The organism is Streptosporangium sp. NPDC004379 (assembly GCF_042873875.1).
In the GTDB taxonomy this organism is placed as follows: domain Bacteria; phylum Actinomycetota; class Actinomycetes; order Streptosporangiales; family Streptosporangiaceae; genus Streptosporangium.
This window is the reverse complement of sequence record NZ_JBIAMC010000005.1, coordinates 245,671-262,899: the sequence shown is the minus strand read 5'-3', so window position 1 is coordinate 262,899 and position 17,229 is coordinate 245,671. Positions and strand designations below refer to the sequence as shown.

Annotated in this window: 17 protein-coding genes; 6 read left to right on the top strand and 11 right to left on the bottom strand. The window is 72.6% G+C overall.

From position 1 onward, the window contains the following. Nucleotides 1-76 precede the first annotated feature (76 nt). Entirely contained in the window at nt 77-1,297 is a 1,221-nt protein-coding gene (locus tag ACFYSC_RS13440) for an ABC transporter ATP-binding protein (RefSeq protein ID WP_389960737.1), read from the bottom strand. A 176-nt stretch (nt 1,298-1,473) separates the two neighbouring features. Here ACFYSC_RS13440 and ACFYSC_RS13435 point away from each other — a divergent pair, with 176 nt between their 5' ends. Beyond that, nucleotides 1,474-2,472: a LacI family DNA-binding transcriptional regulator gene (locus ACFYSC_RS13435; RefSeq protein WP_389960734.1), complete on the top strand. Its 999-nt coding sequence runs from the start codon at nt 1,474-1,476 to the stop codon at nt 2,470-2,472. On the opposite strand, the gene ACFYSC_RS13430 is transcribed toward ACFYSC_RS13435, so the two are convergent. Next, nucleotides 2,444-2,929 carry a glutathione peroxidase gene (locus ACFYSC_RS13430; protein WP_389960732.1) on the bottom strand — a complete coding sequence of 162 codons (486 nt, stop codon included), beginning with the start codon at nt 2,927-2,929 and terminating at the stop codon, nt 2,444-2,446. The two genes, ACFYSC_RS13435 and ACFYSC_RS13430, sit on opposite strands and share 29 nt — an antisense overlap. Before the next feature lie 230 nt (nt 2,930-3,159). On the opposite strand from ACFYSC_RS13430, the gene ACFYSC_RS13425 reads away from it, so the two are divergent. Together ACFYSC_RS13425 and ACFYSC_RS13420 are read left to right on the top strand one after the other, a co-directional pair. Beyond that, a complete protein-coding gene (locus ACFYSC_RS13425; protein ID WP_389960730.1) occupies nt 3,160-3,573 on the top strand; it encodes a transglycosylase SLT domain-containing protein in 414 nt (137 codons plus the stop codon). A gap of 322 nt (nt 3,574-3,895) precedes the next feature. Continuing rightward, nucleotides 3,896-4,390: a lytic transglycosylase domain-containing protein gene (locus tag ACFYSC_RS13420; protein WP_389960728.1), complete on the top strand. Its 495-nt coding sequence runs from the start codon at nt 3,896-3,898 to the stop codon at nt 4,388-4,390. An 83-nt stretch (nt 4,391-4,473) separates the two neighbouring features. On the opposite strand, the gene ACFYSC_RS13415 is transcribed toward ACFYSC_RS13420, so the two are convergent. Continuing rightward, on the bottom strand, nt 4,474-5,115 hold the full coding sequence (locus tag ACFYSC_RS13415) for a TetR/AcrR family transcriptional regulator C-terminal domain-containing protein (protein WP_362929559.1): 642 nt from the start codon (nt 5,113-5,115) through the stop codon (nt 4,474-4,476). A 119-nt stretch (nt 5,116-5,234) separates the two neighbouring features. On the opposite strand from ACFYSC_RS13415, the gene ACFYSC_RS13410 reads away from it, so the two are divergent. After that, a complete protein-coding gene (locus tag ACFYSC_RS13410; protein ID WP_389960725.1) occupies nt 5,235-6,350 on the top strand; it encodes a ferritin-like domain-containing protein in 1,116 nt (371 codons plus the stop codon). A 127-nt stretch (nt 6,351-6,477) separates the two neighbouring features. On the opposite strand, the gene ACFYSC_RS13405 is transcribed toward ACFYSC_RS13410, so the two are convergent. Further along, nucleotides 6,478-7,542, bottom strand: coding sequence for an alkene reductase (locus tag ACFYSC_RS13405; RefSeq protein WP_389960723.1), 1,065 nt, complete (start codon nt 7,540-7,542; stop codon nt 6,478-6,480). Between the two features lie 156 nt (nt 7,543-7,698). Then, nucleotides 7,699-9,111, bottom strand: coding sequence for an MFS transporter (locus tag ACFYSC_RS13400; protein WP_389960721.1), 1,413 nt, complete (start codon nt 9,109-9,111; stop codon nt 7,699-7,701). A 287-nt stretch (nt 9,112-9,398) separates the two neighbouring features. Between ACFYSC_RS13400 and ACFYSC_RS13395 the strand changes: the two genes are divergently transcribed. Next, complete coding sequence (locus ACFYSC_RS13395; protein ID WP_389960719.1) at nt 9,399-9,863, top strand: MarR family winged helix-turn-helix transcriptional regulator; 465 nt, start codon at nt 9,399-9,401, stop codon at nt 9,861-9,863. A 156-nt stretch (nt 9,864-10,019) separates the two neighbouring features. Here the strand turns inward: ACFYSC_RS13395 and ACFYSC_RS13390 are convergent, their stop codons facing one another. The 3 genes from ACFYSC_RS13390 to ACFYSC_RS13380 all read right to left on the bottom strand — a co-directional run bounded on the left by ACFYSC_RS13390 (nt 10,020) and on the right by ACFYSC_RS13380 (nt 11,372). Continuing rightward, on the bottom strand, nt 10,020-10,343 hold the full coding sequence (locus ACFYSC_RS13390) for a DUF202 domain-containing protein (RefSeq protein WP_362929569.1): 324 nt from the start codon (nt 10,341-10,343) through the stop codon (nt 10,020-10,022). Between the two features lie 49 nt (nt 10,344-10,392). Then, nucleotides 10,393-10,734, bottom strand: a complete 342-nt coding sequence (locus ACFYSC_RS13385; RefSeq protein ID WP_389960717.1) for a YidH family protein — start codon at nt 10,732-10,734, stop codon at nt 10,393-10,395. A gap of 236 nt (nt 10,735-10,970) precedes the next feature. Beyond that, complete coding sequence (locus tag ACFYSC_RS13380; RefSeq protein WP_389960715.1) at nt 10,971-11,372, bottom strand: hypothetical protein; 402 nt, start codon at nt 11,370-11,372, stop codon at nt 10,971-10,973. Between the two features lie 223 nt (nt 11,373-11,595). Between ACFYSC_RS13380 and ACFYSC_RS13375 the strand changes: the two genes are divergently transcribed. Continuing rightward, the gene (locus tag ACFYSC_RS13375; protein WP_389960713.1) at nt 11,596-11,853 is read left to right on the top strand and encodes a ubiquitin carboxyl-terminal hydrolase 14; all 258 of its coding nucleotides are present in this window, start codon (nt 11,596-11,598) and stop codon (nt 11,851-11,853) included. A 152-nt stretch (nt 11,854-12,005) separates the two neighbouring features. On the opposite strand, the gene ACFYSC_RS13370 is transcribed toward ACFYSC_RS13375, so the two are convergent. The 3 genes from ACFYSC_RS13370 to ACFYSC_RS13360 all read right to left on the bottom strand — a co-directional run bounded on the left by ACFYSC_RS13370 (nt 12,006) and on the right by ACFYSC_RS13360 (nt 16,954). Continuing rightward, nucleotides 12,006-13,643 carry an ABC-F family ATP-binding cassette domain-containing protein gene (locus ACFYSC_RS13370; protein WP_389960711.1) on the bottom strand — a complete coding sequence of 546 codons (1,638 nt, stop codon included), beginning with the start codon at nt 13,641-13,643 and terminating at the stop codon, nt 12,006-12,008. A gap of 285 nt (nt 13,644-13,928) precedes the next feature. Next, nucleotides 13,929-15,512 carry a Na+/H+ antiporter gene (locus ACFYSC_RS13365; protein ID WP_389960709.1) on the bottom strand — a complete coding sequence of 528 codons (1,584 nt, stop codon included), beginning with the start codon at nt 15,510-15,512 and terminating at the stop codon, nt 13,929-13,931. 41 nt (nt 15,513-15,553) lie between these two features. Then, entirely contained in the window at nt 15,554-16,954 is a 1,401-nt protein-coding gene (locus ACFYSC_RS13360; protein ID WP_389960707.1) for a hypothetical protein, read from the bottom strand. Nucleotides 16,955-17,229: the final 275 nt, after the last annotated feature.

Here is a 17,229-nt window from a genome sequence, read left to right as displayed (position 1 = left end):
GCCCGCGCCACGGGAGGGGGTCGTGGCACGGGCCCTTTCGGTCTATCCGGGGTGGCCGGATTCGGCCCGCCGGGGGTCAGACGCGGGCGTGGGCCGGGTGCCCGATCGCCAGGCCGGAGGACGGGTCGAAGAAGTGCAGGTTGTGGGTGTCGACGACCAGCTCGATGTTCTGGCCGGGACGGACGTGGCTGCGGGAGTTGACCCGGGCGGTCCACAGCGACTTGTCGCCCACCAGCGGCAGCGTCGCCTCCTCGTCGTCGCCCGCGTCGGCGGCGGCGACGGTGTCCTGGTGCTGGACCGGCGGGGCATCGATGAGGAACAGGACGTTGATCTCCGAGCCCAGCTCCTCGGTGACCTCGGCGCGGACCGGAAGCCGGGCCCAGCCTCCGGCCTGGCCGTTGGCGACGACGGAGTCGTCGAAGTCGGAGGGGCGGATGCCCAGGATGAGCTGCTTGCCGATGTACTGGTCCAGGCCGGGCTTCTCGGTGAAGGTCTCCTGCGGCACCGGGAGGTTGAAGCCGGCGAAGGCGACCGAGGCGCCGCCGTCGCCGCGCACCAGCTCGGCGTTGACGAAGTTCATCGACGGGGAGCCCATGAAGCCCGCGACGAACAGGTTGACCGGGTTGTCGAAGAGGTTCTGCGGGGTGTCGACCTGCTGGAGCAGGCCGTCGCGCAGGACGCAGACGCGGTCGCCGAGGGTCATGGCCTCGACCTGGTCGTGGGTGACGTAGACGGTCGTCACGCCGAGCCGCTCGTGCAGGGTGTTGAGGGAGGCGCGCATGGAGACGCGGAGCTTGGCGTCCAGGTTGGACAGCGGCTCGTCCATGAGGAAGGCCTGCGGCTCACGCACGATGGCGCGGCCCATCGCGACACGCTGGCGCTGACCGCCGGACAGGGCGGCGGGCTTGCGCTTGAGGTACTGCTCCAGGCCGAGCATCTTGGCGGCCTCGTTGACCCGCTTGGAGATCTCCGCCTTGGGCATCTTGCGGAGCTTCAGACCGAAGGCGAGGTTCTCCTCCACGGTCATGTGCGGGTAGAGCGCGTAGTTCTGGAAGACCATGGCGATGTCGCGGTCCTTCGGCGGCAGGTGGTTGACCACCCGATCGCCGATGACGATCTCGCCGCCGCTGATGTCCTCGAGCCCGGCGATCATGCGCAGCGCGGTCGACTTGCCGCAGCCGGAGGGGCCGACCAGCACCATGAACTCGCCGTCCTTGATCTCAAGGTTGAGGCCGTTCACGGCTTTCACGCCACCTGCGTAGATCTTGTCGACGTTCCTGAGAACGATGGATGCCATCACAGTCCTTCGCGCCTCGGGCCAACCCCGCGTTCACCCGATGTGGATACGTTTTCATGCATCTCACCGGAACCGGACATCCCTGTCAAGGGTTTGCCTGATTTCACCTTGTCCGGCGGCCTGAAGGTGTCGCTCCGCACTGGATCGAATACGGAAAACATGATGGAATCGTTTCCATGAGCATGCGTCGCACGACCATCAAGGACGTCGCCGAGGCGGCGGGGGTCGGGGTGGCCACCGTGTCGCGGGTCCTGTCCGGCGGCTCGGCCAGCCCGGAGACCAGGGAGCGGGTGCTGACGGCCGCGACCCAGCTCGACTACCGTCCCAGCGCGCTCGGCCGCAACCTGCGCCAGCAACGCTCCGGAGGGATCGGCCTGCTGGTGCCCGACATCACCGACAGCTTCCACGGCCGTCTGACCGACGGCGTGCTGGCCTGCGCCCGCTCGGCCGGCGAGCCGGTGATCCTGGGCGCCACCGGCGACGACCCCGAGCGCGAGGCCGAGATGGTCGGCATGCTGCTGGAACAGGGCGTGGGCCGGATGATCGCGGTCCCCTCCGGGAGCGGGGAGATCTGGGAGCCCACCCTGCGCACCGGGCTGACCACGGTGTTCGCCCACCGGGTTCCGGCCGGGCGCGGCGACGTGCCCGCCGTCCTGGCCGACGACCGGGCGGGCGTACGGACCGCGGTGGACTACCTGACGGGGCTGGGCCACCGCCGCATCGCCTATCTGGGCGGCCCGGGGCAGGAGCAGCGCGTGGCGGCCTTCCGTGAGGCGCTCGGCCCCCTGGTGGACGAGGACCTCCTCGTCTTCGCCCGCGGCAGCCGCGACTCCGCCTACGCCGCCGCGGCCGGGCTCCTCCAGCACCGCCCCGACCTCACCGCCGTGCTCGCCGGGGGCAACCTGCTGGGCGAGGCGGCCGTGCTCGCCGCCCGGGAGCTGGACCTGCGGGTGCCCAGGGACCTGTCGCTGATCATGTTCGACGACGTTCCCTGGGCCGAGCTGTGCGCTCCCCCGCTGACCGTGATCGCCCAGCCGGCTCAGGACATCGGGTACCGGGCGGCCGAGCTGGTGCTGCGCGGGGACGGCCGGCGCCCCCGCGGCGTGCTGCTGCCGACCGAGCTGGTCGTGCGGGGCAGCTGCGCCCCTAGAGGGACTTCTCGATCGCCGCGATGACGGCGGGGTCTCCGGGCTCGACGCGGGGCCGGAACCTCGCCAGCACCTCCCCCTCCTTCGAGACCAGGAACTTCTCGAAGTTCCACTGCACGTCCCCGGCCTCGCCGTCGGCGTCGGCGGCCGTGGTCAGCGCGGCGTAGAGCGGGTGGCGGTCCTCGCCGTTGACGTCGGCCTTGGCCAGCAGCGGGAAGTCCACGCCGTAGGTGACCGAGCAGAACTCCTGGATCTCCTCCGCGCTCCCGGGCTCCTGGCCCATGAACTGGTTGCACGGCACCCCGACGACGGTCAGGCCCCGCTCGCGGTAGGCGCGCTGGATCTCGACGAGACCGGCGTACTGGGGGGTGAGGCCGCACCGGGAGGCCACGTTCACGACGAGGGCGGGCCCGTCGCCGGCCAGCTCGCCGAGCGTGGTGGAGGCGTCATCGAGCGTACGGACGGAAATATCACGAATACTCATGATCTGCAGCCTATTCCTGCTGTCACATCCGAGAGTTATGACGCCCGCTTTGGGAAATGTGACACAGCTCATAGGCGGTGCGCCCACCCCCTCGCCGATATCTTGATCGAACTCTAACCGATCTTTGACATGGATCTTGACTTCCCCTGTCGGCTTGGTCCGTCCCGGGGTGACTGCGGCATCGTGTCGGAGTCCCCCAGCCAGACGAACCAGACGAAAGGGATATGCCTATGCCGACGCTCCGCCGTACCGGTGTCCTGCTGGCCTCCTCCGCCCTGGCCCTCAGCGCCGGGGTCGCCACCCAGTCATCCCCCGCCCTCGCCTCCGCCTCCCGCACCTCGGCGCAGGCCAACAAGGCCATCGGCGCCTCCATGGTCGCCGCGCGGGGATGGAGCAGGACGCAGTTCGGCTGCCTGAGCCTGCTCTGGGCGAGGGAGAGCGGCTGGAACCACCGCGCCCACAACCGCCACTCCGGCGCCTACGGCATCCCCCAGGCCCTCCCCGGAGGGAAGATGGCCGGCGCCGGCCGCGACTGGCGGACCAACCCCAGGACCCAGATCAAATGGGGCCTTTCGTACATCAAGCAGCGTTATGGCACGCCGTGTGGCGCGTGGGGCCACTTCCGCTCCCACGGTTGGTACTGATCGAAACCCCATCCCGGGCTGATCTTCATTCCTTCCCCTCGCATAGGGGAACGACGTCCGGCAAGGAAGACGTCGCCGAACCGCCCGGGTACCGGTAAGAACCCGCAAACATCCTTCCTCCGCGTGCCGCAGTCGGCGACCGGCGCTCTTCGCGCGTACTAGAAAGCGCCGTAGAGAGATCGCCGCGGGCCTCATGCCGGAATCGGGCCGGCGAGACCGCGCGGGCTTCCGCATCCGAGCCACGGGTGCCGGAACGCCGAGCGGCGGGGGAGCACCGTCTCCCCCGCCGCCTCCCGCACGCGGCCAGCGAAGAAGGACAGATGTGGACAGTTATCGCGTTCTGCGTAACGCAGTTGTGACCATGCTCGCCACCTCGACCATGGTCGGCCCGGCGGCGATCGGGTGGGCCGAGGAGCTCGCGGAGCCCGTTCTGCGCAAGCAGACCGGGGCGATGATGCACCGCGGCACCTGGTTCACCCGGGCCAGGCCGGTCAGAGTCGCCGTGAGGACGGCCAGCAGCAGGAACAGGGCGATCGCCTTCCGCCTGCTGGCCCGGCGCGCATGGTCATACGACCAGTTCCGATGTCTCGACAGCCTGTGGACGAGGGAGAGCGGCTGGAACCACCAGGCCCACAACCCCGCCTCGGGCGCCTACGGCATTCCCCAGGCCCTGCCGGGCTCGAAGATGAGCGGCAGCGGCGGGGACTGGCGGTCGAACCCCGCGACCCAGATCCACTGGGGTCTGGGCTACATCAAGAACCGCTACGGCACGCCGTGCGGCGCATGGGGTCACTTCCAGGCGAGCAACTGGTACTGACGCGGGCGAGGAGTGCCCAGGGGAAGGGAGCACTCCCGCCGGAGCCGGACCACCGGCGCCCGGGGCTCACGAGGCCCCGGGCGTCACCCCGCCGACGACCTCAGCCGCACGGCGACGGCCTGGATGAGCATCTCCAGGCCGAACTCGAACTCCGCCTCGTGGTCGCAGTCGGCCAGCGGCCCCGCCAGCTCGCTCACCTGGGGGAACAGCAGCGGATCCGCGTCGGCCACCGCGATGTCGGGCCGGTGCACCGGCGCGAACGTCGGGGTGACGCCGACCTCGCGCAGCAGCGAGCCCACGATGTAGGCGATGAACACCCGCAGGACGCGCACGGCCTCCCGCCCGCCGAACCCGGCGTCGCGCAGCGTGGACAGCGCCCGCTCCACCGGCAGCAGTCCGGCGGCCGAGCTCAGCTGGCGGCTGACCACCACCATCGTGCAGCGCGGGTAGTGGTGGGCGATCTGCCGGAACGCCCGCGCCTGCATCCGCACCCGGTCGGTCCACTCGGCGTCCGGGTCGTCGGCGAACTCGATCTGCGAGAGCACCGCCTCGGCCACGCCGTCCAGCAGGGCCGACTTGCTGGGCACGTGGTTGTAGAGCGACATCACGCCCACGCCCAGGTCCGCGGCGATCCTGCGCATGGACACGGCGTCGGCGCCCTCGCGCTCGATCAGGTCGACGGCGGCGGCGACGATGCGCGGGCGGGACAGCGGCTGGGCGGGCATGGCGCCATTGTCTCCTTCTCCTGGTTCTCCCGGCGCACGCGTCTCTTCGTCTCTTGACGCGCGCGCGGCACGGGTGCCAGTCTCGCAGTGTACGTACGGTGTACGTCCCTGGAGGCCAGATGTCGACGCACGACCTGTACGCGATCCCCGCCGAGCTTTCCACGTGGGACGTCGAGGCGGCCGGAGCCGCCCGCTTCACGTGGGAGTACGACGAGGGCCGGGACCGCATGCTCGCCCTCTACCAGAAGGGCAAGGACAAGCAGTGGGACTCCGTCAAGCGCATCGACTGGGACCTCGAGGTCGATCCGTACGACGTGCTCGGCGTCCCCGACACCACCATCGCCATCTACGGCACGCCGCTGTGGGACAGGATGGGCGAGCAGCAGCGCAAGGACGTGCGCCTGCACAACGCCTCGTGGCAGTTCTCCCAGTTCCTGCACGGTGAGCAGGGCGCGATGATCTGCTCGGCGCGGATCGTCGAGTCCGTCCCCGACCTCGACTCGAAGTTCTACGCCGCCACCCAGACCATGGACGAGGCCCGGCACGCCGAGACCTACGCCCGCTTCCTGCAGGAGAAGGTCGGCCACGCCTACCCCATCAACCCCCACCTGAAGTCGCTGCTGGACAGCACGCTGAGCGACTCCCGCTGGGACATGCCCTACCTCGGCATGCAGGTGCTCATCGAGGGCCTGGCGCTGGCGGCCTTCGGGGTGATGCGCGACATCACCACCAAGCCGCTGCCCAAGCAGATCCTCGCCTACGTGATGCAGGACGAGGCCCGGCACGTGGCCTTCGGCCGGATGGCGCTGCGCGACTACTACCGCCAGCTCAGCGAGAGCGAGCTGCGTGAGCGCGAGGAGTTCGTCATCGAGGGCTGCTACCTCATGCGCGACCGGCTGCGCGGCCGGGAGACGTGGGAGACCATCGGCCTGAACAAGGCCGAGGTCGCCCAGGCCATGGAGTCCGTGGACCAGTCGGAGTACATGAAGCTGTTCCGCTCCCTGCTGTTCAGCCGCATCGTCCCCTGCGTCAAGGACATCGGGCTGTGGAGCCCGCGCCTGCAGCAGGCCTACGCCGACATGGGCGTCCTGGACATGGCGGGCCAGAGCCTGGACGCGCTCATGAAGCAGGACGAGGACATCGCCGAGCGGCTCGACGCCGAACGGTTCGCCGCCGAGGAGGCCGAGCGCCACGACGAGGTGGCCGAGACGGTGGCCCTCGGCGGCTCCTCCTGACCTCTCCCGTACGGTGCCCGCCCCGCCTCCCCTGCCGGGAGGCGGGGCCGTCGCGCTCGGCCGCCGCCTCCCGCCGGGCGAGGCCGGCTGTGCCCGGCCCCGCCCGGTTCCGTCCGGCCCCGCCCGGTCAGGCGGGCAGGGCCGGGTAGTCGGTGTATCCGGCCGCGCCGCCGCCGTAGAAGGTGGCCGGGTCGGCGGTGTTGAGGGGGGAGCCGGTCGCCAGCCGGCGGGGCAGGTCGGGGTTGGCGAGGAAGAGCCGTCCGAAGGCGATCAGGTCGGCGGTCCCGTCCTGGATCAGCGCGAGTTCCTCAGGGCCGGTCGGACGGTCGCCGGTGTACGGGTTGAGGATGAACGCGCCGGGGAAACTCCGGCGCATGGCGTGCGTCAGGTCCCGGTGACCGGCCTCCATGACGTGCAGGTACGCCAGGTCCAGGGTGGCTACCCGCTCGACGAGCGCCTGGTAGACGGGGTGCGGGTCGGGCTCGTGGATGTCATTGCTCGTTCCTCCCGGCGAGAGGCGCAGGCCGGTGCGGTCGCCGCCGATCGCGGCGGCGACCGCGGAGACGGCCTCCACGGCGAACCGGATGCGTCCCGCGACCGAGCCTCCCCAGCCGTCGGTGCGCCGGTTGGTGCCGGGGGCGAGGAACTGGTGGATCAGATAGCCGTTGGCGCCGTGCAGTTCCACCCCGTCGAAGCCCGCCTCGACGGCGTTGCGGGCGGCGCTCGCGTGGTCGGCGACGATCTGCTCGATCTCGGCGGCCTCCAGCTCGCGCGGGGTGACGAAGTCCTTCATGCCGTCGGGGGTGAACAGCCGTCCCCGCGCGGCGACCGGTGACGGCGCCACCGGGACCAGGCCGCCGGGCAGCAGGACGGGGTGGCCGATCCGGCCGGTGTGCAGCAGCTGGGCGAAGATCTTTCCGCCCTCCGCGTGCACCGCGTCGGTCACCTTGCGCCAGGCGGAGACCTGCTCGGCGGAGTGCAGGCCGGGGGTGAACGGATACCCCTGGCCGGTCACCGACGGCTGGGCGCCCTCGGTGATGATCAGTCCCGCGGAGGCGCGCTGGACGTAGTACTCCGCGGTCAGTTCCGTCACCAGTCCGCCGGGGGCGCGGCTGCGGGTCATCGGCGCCATGACCACCCGGTTGGCGAGTCGCGTGCCGCCGACGGTGATCGGATCGAATGCGCTGGTCATGCTGTCTCCTCTTCGCCGGCCGGCCTGTCGGCCGACCCATCAGCCGATCCGCCGGGCACGGGCCGGCGGGTCGTACGTACGGGTGTCATACGGGGTCGTACGGGGGTCGTACGGAGGTCACGGTGAGCGGCGTCGCCGCGTCGCGGGCGACCGGCCTCATCGGCGCCGCGGCAGGAGCAGACCGGCCGCCGCGATGGCCAGGCCGAGCCCGGCCGCCAGAAGGAAGACCAGGGCGTAGCCGGAGGCGAGGGCGGTCACCGGGCCGCTGCCGGCCTCGGAGGCGGCTCTGGCGCCGGCGGCCGTCGCGAGCACCGCCAGGCCGATCGACCCGCCCACCTGACCGGCGGTCTGGGCCAGGCCGCCGACGATCCCCGCGTCGCCTTCGGGGGCGTCGGCGGTCGACGCGGCCATGAGGGTGGGGAAGGTCAGCCCGATGCCGGCCGCGACGAGCAGCATGGGCCCGAGCACGCCGGTGAGATAACCGCTGCCGGTGTGGGCCTGGGCGAGCCACCCGAAACCGGCCAGGAGGAAGGCGCCGCCGGCCATCACGGGAAGGCGTGCCCCGAACCGGGGCAGCAGGACGGCCGCCCATCGCGTGACCAGCAGGAACGTCACCGCCGCGGGTGTCTGGGCGAGCCCGGCCTGGAGCGCGCTGAAGCCGAGGACGTTCTGCAGGAAGAGCGACGTGAAGTACCACATCGCGATGGTGATCCCGCCGAACAGCAGCAGCGTGCCGCTGCCGGCGGCGACCCCTCGGATCCTGAACAGCCGCAGGGGCACCATGGGCCGGTCGGCGAGACGCGCCTCCACGACCGTGAAGACGACGAGCAGGAGCAGTCCCGCGGCGATCGGCCCGGCGACCGGTACGGACGCCCAGTCGCCGTCGGCGCCCCGCATGACCCCGTAGACCAGCGCGGCCAGCCCCGCCGTCCCGGTGACCGCGCCGGTGAGGTCGAGCGATCCGCGCCGGCCGGTCCGCGTGCCGGCGAGCGACATCACGGCCGCGCCGATCAGCACCGCGCCGATCGGCACGTTGATGAGGAAGACCCACCGCCATGAGACGCCGGTCGTGATGGCGCCGCCGGCGACCGCGCCGACCGTCCCGCCCACACCGCCCGAGGCCGACCACGCGCCGAACGCCCTGGCTCGCGCGCCCGGCTCGGTGAACGAGGTGTTGATCACGGCCAGCGTCGCCGGGGCCATCATGGCGGCTCCGGCACCCTGCGCGACCCGGGCCGCCACCAGCACCTCCGCGGTGGCCGCCAGGCCGGCGGCCAGGCCGGCGACCGAGAACAGGAGCAGCCCGGCGACCAGCATCCGGCGCGGGCCGAACAGGTCGGCGGCGCGCCCGCCCGGCAGCATGAAACCGGCGAAGGTGAGCAGGTAGCCGTTCACGACCCAGGCCAGGCCGACGGGGGTGAAGCCGAGGTCCTCGCGGACCGAGGGCAGGGCGACGTTGATGATGGCCGAGTCCAGGATGACCATGAACTGGCAGGCGCACGCCAGCGGCAGGACCAGCCAGGTCGCGTACGGCCTGGCCCGTGGGGTCGTGGTGCGGGTGCTCGTCATGGGTTCTTCTCCCTTGCCGTCCCGCCGCTCACGCGGACGGGGAGATCGTCGCGGTCCCGGCTCCACAGGCGGCCCGGCCGCGGTTCCGCAGGCGGCCCGGTTCCGGCTCCGCGGACGGTCCGGTTCCGGCTCCGCGGACGGTCCGGTTCCGGCTCCGCGGACGGTCCGGTCGTGGGCGGACGCGCAGGCCCCCGGCGTCACAGCGGATGCGCCGGTCCCTCGGTGTCGAGTAGGATTAGTTAAGCAGATAAATATTATGCGCATAACTAATATGTCAAGGAGGGCCCATGGACTTCGAGGAAGCGGACGCGCTCAACCAGGCCATCCGCCTGCTGAGCCTGCGTCACCGTGCCAGGGCAGCGGCGCTGCTCGCCCCGCTCGGCCTGCACCCCGGGCAGGAGGCGCTCCTGCTCGAACTCGCCCGGACCGGCCCGAGAATCCAGGCCCAGCTCAGCGAGGCACTCGGCTGCGAGCCGCCCAGCGTCACGCTCATGACCCGCAAGCTCGAAGCCGCCGGCCACATCCGCCGCACGCCCGACCCCGCCGACAGGCGCGCCAGCGTCGTCGAACTCACCGACAGCGGCAGAGCCCTGGCCGACCGGATCAAACTGCTGTGGTGCGCCCTGGCTGAGGAAACCGTGACCGGTCTGCCCGTCCGGACCGTGACGGAACTGCCCGGCGTCCTCCGGACGCTGACCGACAACGTCGACGCCAGACGCCCCCGCCCCCACGGCCCGGACGCCGGATCATGAGAGGCCGGGCACGCCGGCCGGGGCGTGACGCAGGGCGGTGGACGCGCATCCGGACCATGTCGGCCACCGGCGCGGGACCGGCCGTCACGCGGGCCCTCCCCACACGGGCCCTCCCCACATGAGCCCTCACACGCGGGCCCTCCCCACACGGTCCCTCTAACGGACGAGGACGAAGCCGATCGCGCCGGCGGCGACGGCCATCGTGCCGAGCCAGGCGATGACAGCGTCGGCGCGGTCGTCGAGGGGGCGGCCCTCGTGCAGGGCCCGCTGCACGCGCCGGTAGCGGACGCCGACGCGGGACAGCAGCAGCGCCCCGCAGAGGGCGGCCAGGACGAAGGGGATCGCGACGACCGGCCGGATACCGGTGCGCAGGACGATCCCCCCGGCGCCCAGGCCGCCGACGGCGAGCGTGGCGGCGGTGCGCATCCAGGCCAGCCGGGTGCGCTCGTTCTGCAGGCCCTCGTCCCACAGCTGGTTCATCGGGTCACCTCCGGCGCGGGCTCCGGCCTCCGGTGCGGCGGGCACCGGGTCAGCGGCCCAGCAGGATGAGGATCAGGGCGAGCGCCGCCACGGCGGCCACGCCGTACCCCAGGACGGGGGCGAGGGCCGGCGCCGGGAGCGGGGAGGCGTTGCGCAGCGCGTGCTGCACGCGACGCCAGCGCGGGTAGGCCATCGCGGCCGACACCGCCGACAGGAACACCAGGAGGACGGCGAGGGCCGTCCGCATCCAGGGCACGAACACGTCCTCGGGTACCGCGGCCATGGCGACGCCGCCCGCGCTCAGCGCCAGCGAGGTGCTGAGCCAGGTCAGGAAGGTGCGTTCGTTCGCGAGTGTGAACCGGGGATCCGGTTCGTGACCAGGGGCGCTCATGCAATCGACGGTATTTCCCCGATATTTCCCATAGAGAACCCGGGATCCCGTTGGAGCCCGGCTCGGGGGTTTCCTCGCGCGGACCGGCCTCCTCATCGACGGATCGCGGGCACCGTGAGAAGCCGGGATCTCCGCCACGCGGACCGGACGTTTCCGCCCGGCCCGCCGGACCCCGGGCAGCGGACCGGCGGGCAGCGGACCGGCGGGCTTTCGCGCGGCAGGCCGGGAAAGGCGGGTCAGGAGCAGGCGGAGCCCAGCTGCTCGATCCAGCGCACCGAGTCGGTCGCGGTCTTCTGCGCCGCGTCGACGGCGCTGTTGGCGTCGGTGACGTTCACCTTCCGCAGGTCGGCGGCCACCCCGTCGGCGGCCTCCTTCAGCGTGGTGTTGGCGGCCTGGTCGGCGAGGCCGCTGAGCTTCGAGGCGCCGTCGTTCAGCGCCTTCTCCAAGGCGGCGGGGTCGTCGGTCAGGCCGGAGATCTTGCTCACCGTCTCGGTGACGATGCCGGTGGCCTGCAGGCACTGCTGCGCCTTGTCGACGCCCTGGCTCACCTCCTGCAGTTCGGAGCATCCCGTGGCGAACAGGGCGGCGGCCAGCGCGGCGGCGGCGAGAGCGGGGACACGTCGCGTAAGGGGTCGCATGCGAAAGACCCTACCCGGCGGACCCGTACGGCGAGCGGTGCCGCCGGGACGCATGTCCCGCCGGGGCGGCCGGTCCGGCGGCGGGGACCGTACGATCGGTCCCCTCGGCGGGGCCGGCCGGTCACCGCCGGACCGCCCCGGCGGTGGCCGCGTGGCCGCCGCCGGACGTCCCGGGCGGTGACCGTACGATCTCCGTGAGGCGTCTTCGACCAAGGGGGAACACATGACCACCTGCGAACACCTGACCAAGGCCGGGGATCCGTCCCCTCGCACCCCCGAGGGGTGCGAGGAGTGCCTGAAGACCGGAATGCGCTGGGTCCACCTGCGCAGGTGCCTGGACTGCGGGCACATCGGCTGCTGCGACTCCTCGCCCGGCCGGCACGCCACCGCCCACTTCCGGGACGAGGGCCACCCGGTCATCGCCTCGTTCGAGCCGGGCGAGACCTGGCGGTGGTGCTTCGTCGACGAGACGCTCGGTTAGGTCCCGTCCTGCGGATCCCCGCCACGGAGAGGATCCGCGAAGGAGAACCAGGTCCCGTTCCGCGGTTCCCCGCGGCAGGCGGGACGGTCCGCGAGAACGGGACCCGGGGGCGCGCCCCCGGGTCCCGGAGGCCCGGGGCCGGGGGCGCGCCGTCAGGCGTCCTGCGGAGCCCCCTCCTCCAGCAGGCGGCCTTCGGCGAGCCGCAGCCGGCGGTTCACCCCGATCTCGGCGAGGAACCGCTCGTCGTGACTGACCACCACGAACGCCCCCCGGTACGCCTGAAGCGCGCTCTCCAGCCGGCCGACGCTCACCAGGTCCAGGTTGTTGGTGGGCTCGTCCAGCAGCAGCAGCTGGGGCGCCGGCTCGGCGTACAGGACGCAGGCCAGCGTGGCGCGCAGCCGCTCGCCGCCGGAGAGCGCCCCGACCGCGAGGTGGGCGCGGGGGCCGCGGAACAGGAAGCGGGCCAGCAGGTTCATCCGTTCGGCCTGCGGCATCGCGGGCGCGAACGCCGCGAGGTTCTCCGCCACGGTGCGGTCGAGGTCGAGCAGGTCCAGCCGCTGGGACAGGTAGGCGACGCGGCCCGCGGCCCGCGTGACCCGGCCGCCCTCCGGCTCCACGTCGCCGCCGAGCACGCGGAGCAGGGTGGTCTTGCCGGCTCCGTTGGGCCCGGTCAGCGCGATGCGTTCGGGGCCCCGGACGGTCAGGTCGATCCCCTGCCCGGCGAAGATCGGCCGGTCGCCGCGGCGGACCCGCACGTGCTCGCCGTGGAAGACCGTGCGCCCGGCCGGCACCTCGGTCCCCGGCAGGTCCAGCGCGATCCGCTGGTCGTCGCGCAGGGCCCGGCTCGCCTCGTCGAGGCGTGTCCTGGCGTCCTCGACCCGCGTGGCGTGCGCCTGCCCCGCCCGGCCCGCCGACTCCTGCGCGCCGCGCTTCATGTTCCCGGCGAAGATGCGCGGCAGGCCGGCGTTCTTCAGGTTGCGGGCGGCGTTGCCCGCCCGGCGTTCGGCCCGCTCACGGGCCTGCTGCATCTCCCGCTTCTCCCGCTTCAGCTCCTGCTCGGCGCTGCGGACGGTCCGCTCGGCGGCCTCCCGCTCCGCGCGCACCGCCTCCTCGTACGCGGTGAAGTTCCCCCCGTAGGAGCGCAGTTCCCCCCGGTCGAGCTCGGCGATGCGGTCCATCCGGTCGAGCAGCGCCCGGTCGTGGCTGACCAGCAGCAGGCAGCCGGTCCAGTCGTCGAGCACGCCGTGCAGCCTGCGGCGGGCGTCGAGGTCGAGGTTGTTGGTCGGCTCGTCGAGCAGGAGCACGTCGGGCCGTCGCAGCAGCTGTGCGGCGAGTCCCAGGGAGACGGCCTGACCGCCGCTGAGCGTGCGCAGGCGGCGGCCGAAGTCGAGGCCGGCGAGACCGAGCCGGTCGAGCTGGGCGCGGGTGCGCTCCTCGACGTCCCAGTCGTCGCCGATCACGGTGAAGTGCTCCTCGGCGGCGTCGCCGGACTCGATGGCGTCCAGGGCCGCGATCACCGGGGCGATCCCGAGGACCTCGGCCACGGTCAGGTCGCCGGACAGGGGGAGGCTCTGCGGCAGATAGCCGAGCACGCCCCCGACGGTGACGCCGCCGCCGGTCGGCCGGTACTCGCCGGCGATGAGTTTGAGCAGGGTGGTCTTCCCGGCGCCGTTGGGGGCCACCAGGCCGGTACGGCCGGGGCCCGCGGTGAAGGACAGCCCCCGGAAGACCGGGGTGCCGTCGGGCCAGGAGAAGGACAGGTCGGAGCAGACGACGGAAGCGTCGGACATGAGAGATGACCTCGTACGGAAGCGGGCGCGTCAGCGGACGCCCGGCGGACGGCAGGGATCGATGAGACGACGACATGGCCCCGGCGGCGGCGGATGTCACACGCCTGCCGCGGGCCGGCCACTTCCGGTGTCACCCGGAGATGTCGAGGTCCCCTGCCATTCCCGGTCTCCTCATCGATCGCGATCACGGGTCCCGTCCACGATAGCACCCGCGTACGGAAGCCGTCCGGGCTCCGGAGCCGTGCGGCCTCGTACGGCACGCCGGCGGCCTCCGGGAACGGGCCCCTACTCGCGCTCCAGGTTGGCCTCCTCGAAGTCGAGTTCCCTGATGACCCGGTGCAGCACCTCGTCGTCGAGGCGGCCCTCGTCGCGGAGCCGTACGAGCACGTCGCGTTCGACCGCCAGCATCTCCCGGCGCAGCCGCCGGTAGAGCCCGCTGGGCGTCTCCTCGCCCTCCTGGCCGGTCCCGCCGCCGAGCCGCTCCCAGGCGGCGAGCGGCTGGTGCTCGGTCCGCTTCCTGAGCAGCCGCACCACGTGCTCGCCGGATTCGGGGACCCCCTCGCCGACCAGCTCCTCCAGCCGGGTGAGCGAGGCGGTGGCGGCCTGCTGCTTGGCTCCGGCCTCGGCGAGGTTGTCGGCGAAGATCTCCTGCTCGTTGGAGACCCTCAGCCGGCTGATGAGCGCCGGGAACGACAGGCCCTGGATCAGCAGCGTGCCGATCACCACCGTGAACGTGAGGAAGAGGATGGTGGGCCGGCCGGGGAAGTCCTCGGGCAGGGCGAAGGCCGCGGCGAGCGAGACCACCCCGCGCATGCCGGCCCAGCTCACGATGAGCGTCGCCGGCCAGGACGGCGGCTTCGGCTCGTTCCGCCGGATCCGGGCCGACAGCCTCCTCGGCAGGTGGAGGCCGGGTACGACCCACACGGCCCTGGCCAGCACCGTCGCCACGAAGACGGCCAGCGCCATCCCGGCGAGCCTCAACGGGTCCTCCCCGCCCAGCGCGCTCATGATCGGCCACAGCTGCAGGCCGATCAGCATGAACACGATGGTCTCCAGGAAGAACCCCATGACCCGCCACACCGCGCCGGACAGCAGCCGGGTGCCGAAGCCCGCCGAGGGCATCCTGTGCCCGATGGACAACCCGACGATCACCACGGCGACCACCCCGGAGGTGTGGGCGACCTCGGCCGCCAGGTAGACCCCGAACGGGATGAGCAGCATGACGGTGTTCTCGGTGAGCGGGTCGCGCAGCAGCCGCAGCAGCCGGTTCAGCAGCCAGGAGAGCGCGACGCCGATCACCACGCCGCCCACCGCGGCGTACAGGAACCTGCCCACCGCCTCCGGCCAGGTGATCCCGGCGCCCAGCGCGGCGGAGACGGCCACCCGGTAGACGGTGAGCGCGGTGGCGTCGTTGAACAGGCTCTCCCCCACCAGGATGGAGACGATCTTGCGGGGCAGCCCGAGCCTGCGGGCCACCGCGACCGCGGCGACCGCGTCGGGCGGCGCCACGATCGCGCCCAGCGCGAAGGCCGCCGCCACCGGAAGCTCGGGCAGCAGCAGGTGGGTCACCCAGCCGACGACCAGGGTGGTGAACAGCACCAGCCCGACCGACAGCAGCCCGATCGGCCTGCGGACGGCCTTGAGCCTGGTGTAGGAGCTGTCGATCGCGGCGGAGTAGAGCAGCGGGGGCAGGAACACCAGCAGGATCAGCTCGGGATCCAGCTGGTAGCCGGGCACCAGCGGCGAGAGCACCAGCCCGGCCAGCACCAGCAGCAGCGGCGCGGACCACTCGCGCCGCCTGGCGACGGCGGCCACCGCGATGGCGATGACCGGAACGAGCAGCAGCTGGAGTACGGACTCCTGACTCATGGCTCCCCCGAGCGCGGTGATCCCGAATGTCCTTCCCGGGATCACCAGTCGTGACGGTCGTCCCGCTCGTCGCGGCGGTGCTCCTCGTACCCCTGGTCGGGGCGGAGCCGCTCACCGGTGGAGTGCGGCGGGTCCGGGACGTACGGGCGCGACATCCGCGGATCCTGCCGGCCGTGCAGGCCCAGCGGGTCGGGGTCGGGCTGCCGGCCGCGCAGGCCGAGCGGGTCGGACGGGTCCACCCCCTGCTGGTATCCGGCGGGCGGCGAGCCGTACAGGTCGCGCAGGTCGGCGGGGTGGCCGGCCGTACCCGGCTGCGGGGCGCCCGGGACGCCGCCGGCGTACGGGTCGGACTGCGGCGCGGGGTGGCCGTAGGGGTCGGACAGCTCGGGCGGGCCGGCCTCGTAGGCCGGCTGCCGCTGCTGCGCCTGCTGTGCCTGCTGCGCCGCGAAGCCGAACGGGTCGGTGGAGTGCTGCCCCTGGGACGCCGCGTCCGGGGAGGCGTAGTGGTCGGAATGCCCGGAACGGGATGGGTACCGCTCGTCGTGCGGGGCGTACTCGTCGTGCGGGGCGTGGGAGCCGGGCCGCCGGCGGGGCGCTGGGGAGTCGTACGGGCCGGGCTGCGTGGACGGCCCGCCGTAGAGGTCGGGCTCGGGCGCCGCGCCGTAGGCGTCGGATCCGGCGGGCGGGACGGCGAAGGGGTCCGGCTGCCGGGGCTCGTAGCGGTCGCCGCCGGGCAACTGGTAGGCGGGGTCGCCGGAGGCCGGGCCCAGCGGGTCGGCGGGATACCCGCCGTACGACAGCGAGTCGCCCACGATCATGTTCTCCCGGGGTACCGCGTCGCCGGAGCCGTACTCGTAGTCGGCGGCGCGGGCCGCGGGACGGTCCGGCGGCGCCGGCACGGCTCCGCGGGCCACCAGCACGTCGTTGGGTCCGTGGGCGGGCACCGGGCGCTCGTCCGGCGGCTCGGGCTGGGCGGCGGCGTCGGGGTACCGCCGATCCGGGTCGGGATACGGCCGGTCGGGGTCGGGGTACGGGTGCGGCTGGGCGTACTCCTCGGGGCGGGGACGGGCGTACTGCCCCGTGCCCGGCAGCTCGCCGGCCGCCGGGAACTCTCCGGAGACGGGGAAGCCCCCGGGATCGCCGTGCCCGGCGGGCGTGGCCGGGACCTCCTGGCCGGTCCGGGCCGCCGGGGGCGCGGCCTGCCGCTGGTCGTCCACCTCGTCGGGGTACTGGCCCCCGGCCTGGATGAACCCCTCGTCGAGGGCGTCCACCAGGCGGCCGACGTCGTTCAGCGGCATGCGGAAACTGGCGGTGCACATCTCTCCGCGCCACAGGCTCAGGACCAGCGTGCCTTCGTGCCAGGTGACCCGTAGAACCCGCTCCTGGCCACGCTCGTCAAAGAACACCTCGCCGAATGACGGCAACGGGACAACTTCCGACATGGAGGACATCGTGCTTCAACCAGCCTTTATTCGTCCACTCGACCCCGGGAAACTCTACCGAACCGGTCCTTCCGTCCCCATCTTTCGCCCCGGTGACACCGAAACGGACGATCTCCTTTCGACCGAGGACGTTCCGGCGGCCGGGTGCCGGTGCCAGTCTGCCACGCGACATGGGACATGGCTTCCGGAATGCCGGGACGGGCCCGCGCGCTCCCCGCCCGGAGCGGCGGCGGCCGTCGCGAGGCTCGCCGCCCGGAACCGCCCGGAGCGGCGGC

What these genes read in the sequence shown, in the direction of transcription:
- ACFYSC_RS13440 (WP_389960737.1), bottom strand. Translation starts at nt 1,297, where the DNA reads ATGGCATCCATCGTTCTCAGGAACGTCGACAAGATCTACGCAGGTGGC.
- ACFYSC_RS13435 (WP_389960734.1), top strand. Translation starts at nt 1,474, where the DNA reads ATGAGCATGCGTCGCACGACCATCAAGGACGTCGCCGAGGCGGCGGGG.
- ACFYSC_RS13430 (WP_389960732.1), bottom strand. Translation starts at nt 2,929, where the DNA reads ATGAGTATTCGTGATATTTCCGTCCGTACGCTCGATGACGCCTCCACC.
- ACFYSC_RS13425 (WP_389960730.1), top strand. Translation starts at nt 3,160, where the DNA reads ATGCCGACGCTCCGCCGTACCGGTGTCCTGCTGGCCTCCTCCGCCCTG.
- ACFYSC_RS13415 (WP_362929559.1), bottom strand. Translation starts at nt 5,115, where the DNA reads ATGCCCGCCCAGCCGCTGTCCCGCCCGCGCATCGTCGCCGCCGCCGTC.
- ACFYSC_RS13410 (WP_389960725.1), top strand. Translation starts at nt 5,235, where the DNA reads ATGTCGACGCACGACCTGTACGCGATCCCCGCCGAGCTTTCCACGTGG.
- ACFYSC_RS13405 (WP_389960723.1), bottom strand. Translation starts at nt 7,542, where the DNA reads ATGACCAGCGCATTCGATCCGATCACCGTCGGCGGCACGCGACTCGCC.
- ACFYSC_RS13400 (WP_389960721.1), bottom strand. Translation starts at nt 9,111, where the DNA reads ATGACGAGCACCCGCACCACGACCCCACGGGCCAGGCCGTACGCGACC.
- ACFYSC_RS13395 (WP_389960719.1), top strand. Translation starts at nt 9,399, where the DNA reads ATGGACTTCGAGGAAGCGGACGCGCTCAACCAGGCCATCCGCCTGCTG.
- ACFYSC_RS13390 (WP_362929569.1), bottom strand. Translation starts at nt 10,343, where the DNA reads ATGAACCAGCTGTGGGACGAGGGCCTGCAGAACGAGCGCACCCGGCTG.
- ACFYSC_RS13385 (WP_389960717.1), bottom strand. Translation starts at nt 10,734, where the DNA reads ATGAGCGCCCCTGGTCACGAACCGGATCCCCGGTTCACACTCGCGAAC.
- ACFYSC_RS13380 (WP_389960715.1), bottom strand. Translation starts at nt 11,372, where the DNA reads ATGCGACCCCTTACGCGACGTGTCCCCGCTCTCGCCGCCGCCGCGCTG.
- ACFYSC_RS13375 (WP_389960713.1), top strand. Translation starts at nt 11,596, where the DNA reads ATGACCACCTGCGAACACCTGACCAAGGCCGGGGATCCGTCCCCTCGC.
- ACFYSC_RS13370 (WP_389960711.1), bottom strand. Translation starts at nt 13,643, where the DNA reads ATGTCCGACGCTTCCGTCGTCTGCTCCGACCTGTCCTTCTCCTGGCCC.
- ACFYSC_RS13365 (WP_389960709.1), bottom strand. Translation starts at nt 15,512, where the DNA reads ATGAGTCAGGAGTCCGTACTCCAGCTGCTGCTCGTTCCGGTCATCGCC.
- ACFYSC_RS13360 (WP_389960707.1), bottom strand. Translation starts at nt 16,954, where the DNA reads ATGTCGGAAGTTGTCCCGTTGCCGTCATTCGGCGAGGTGTTCTTTGAC.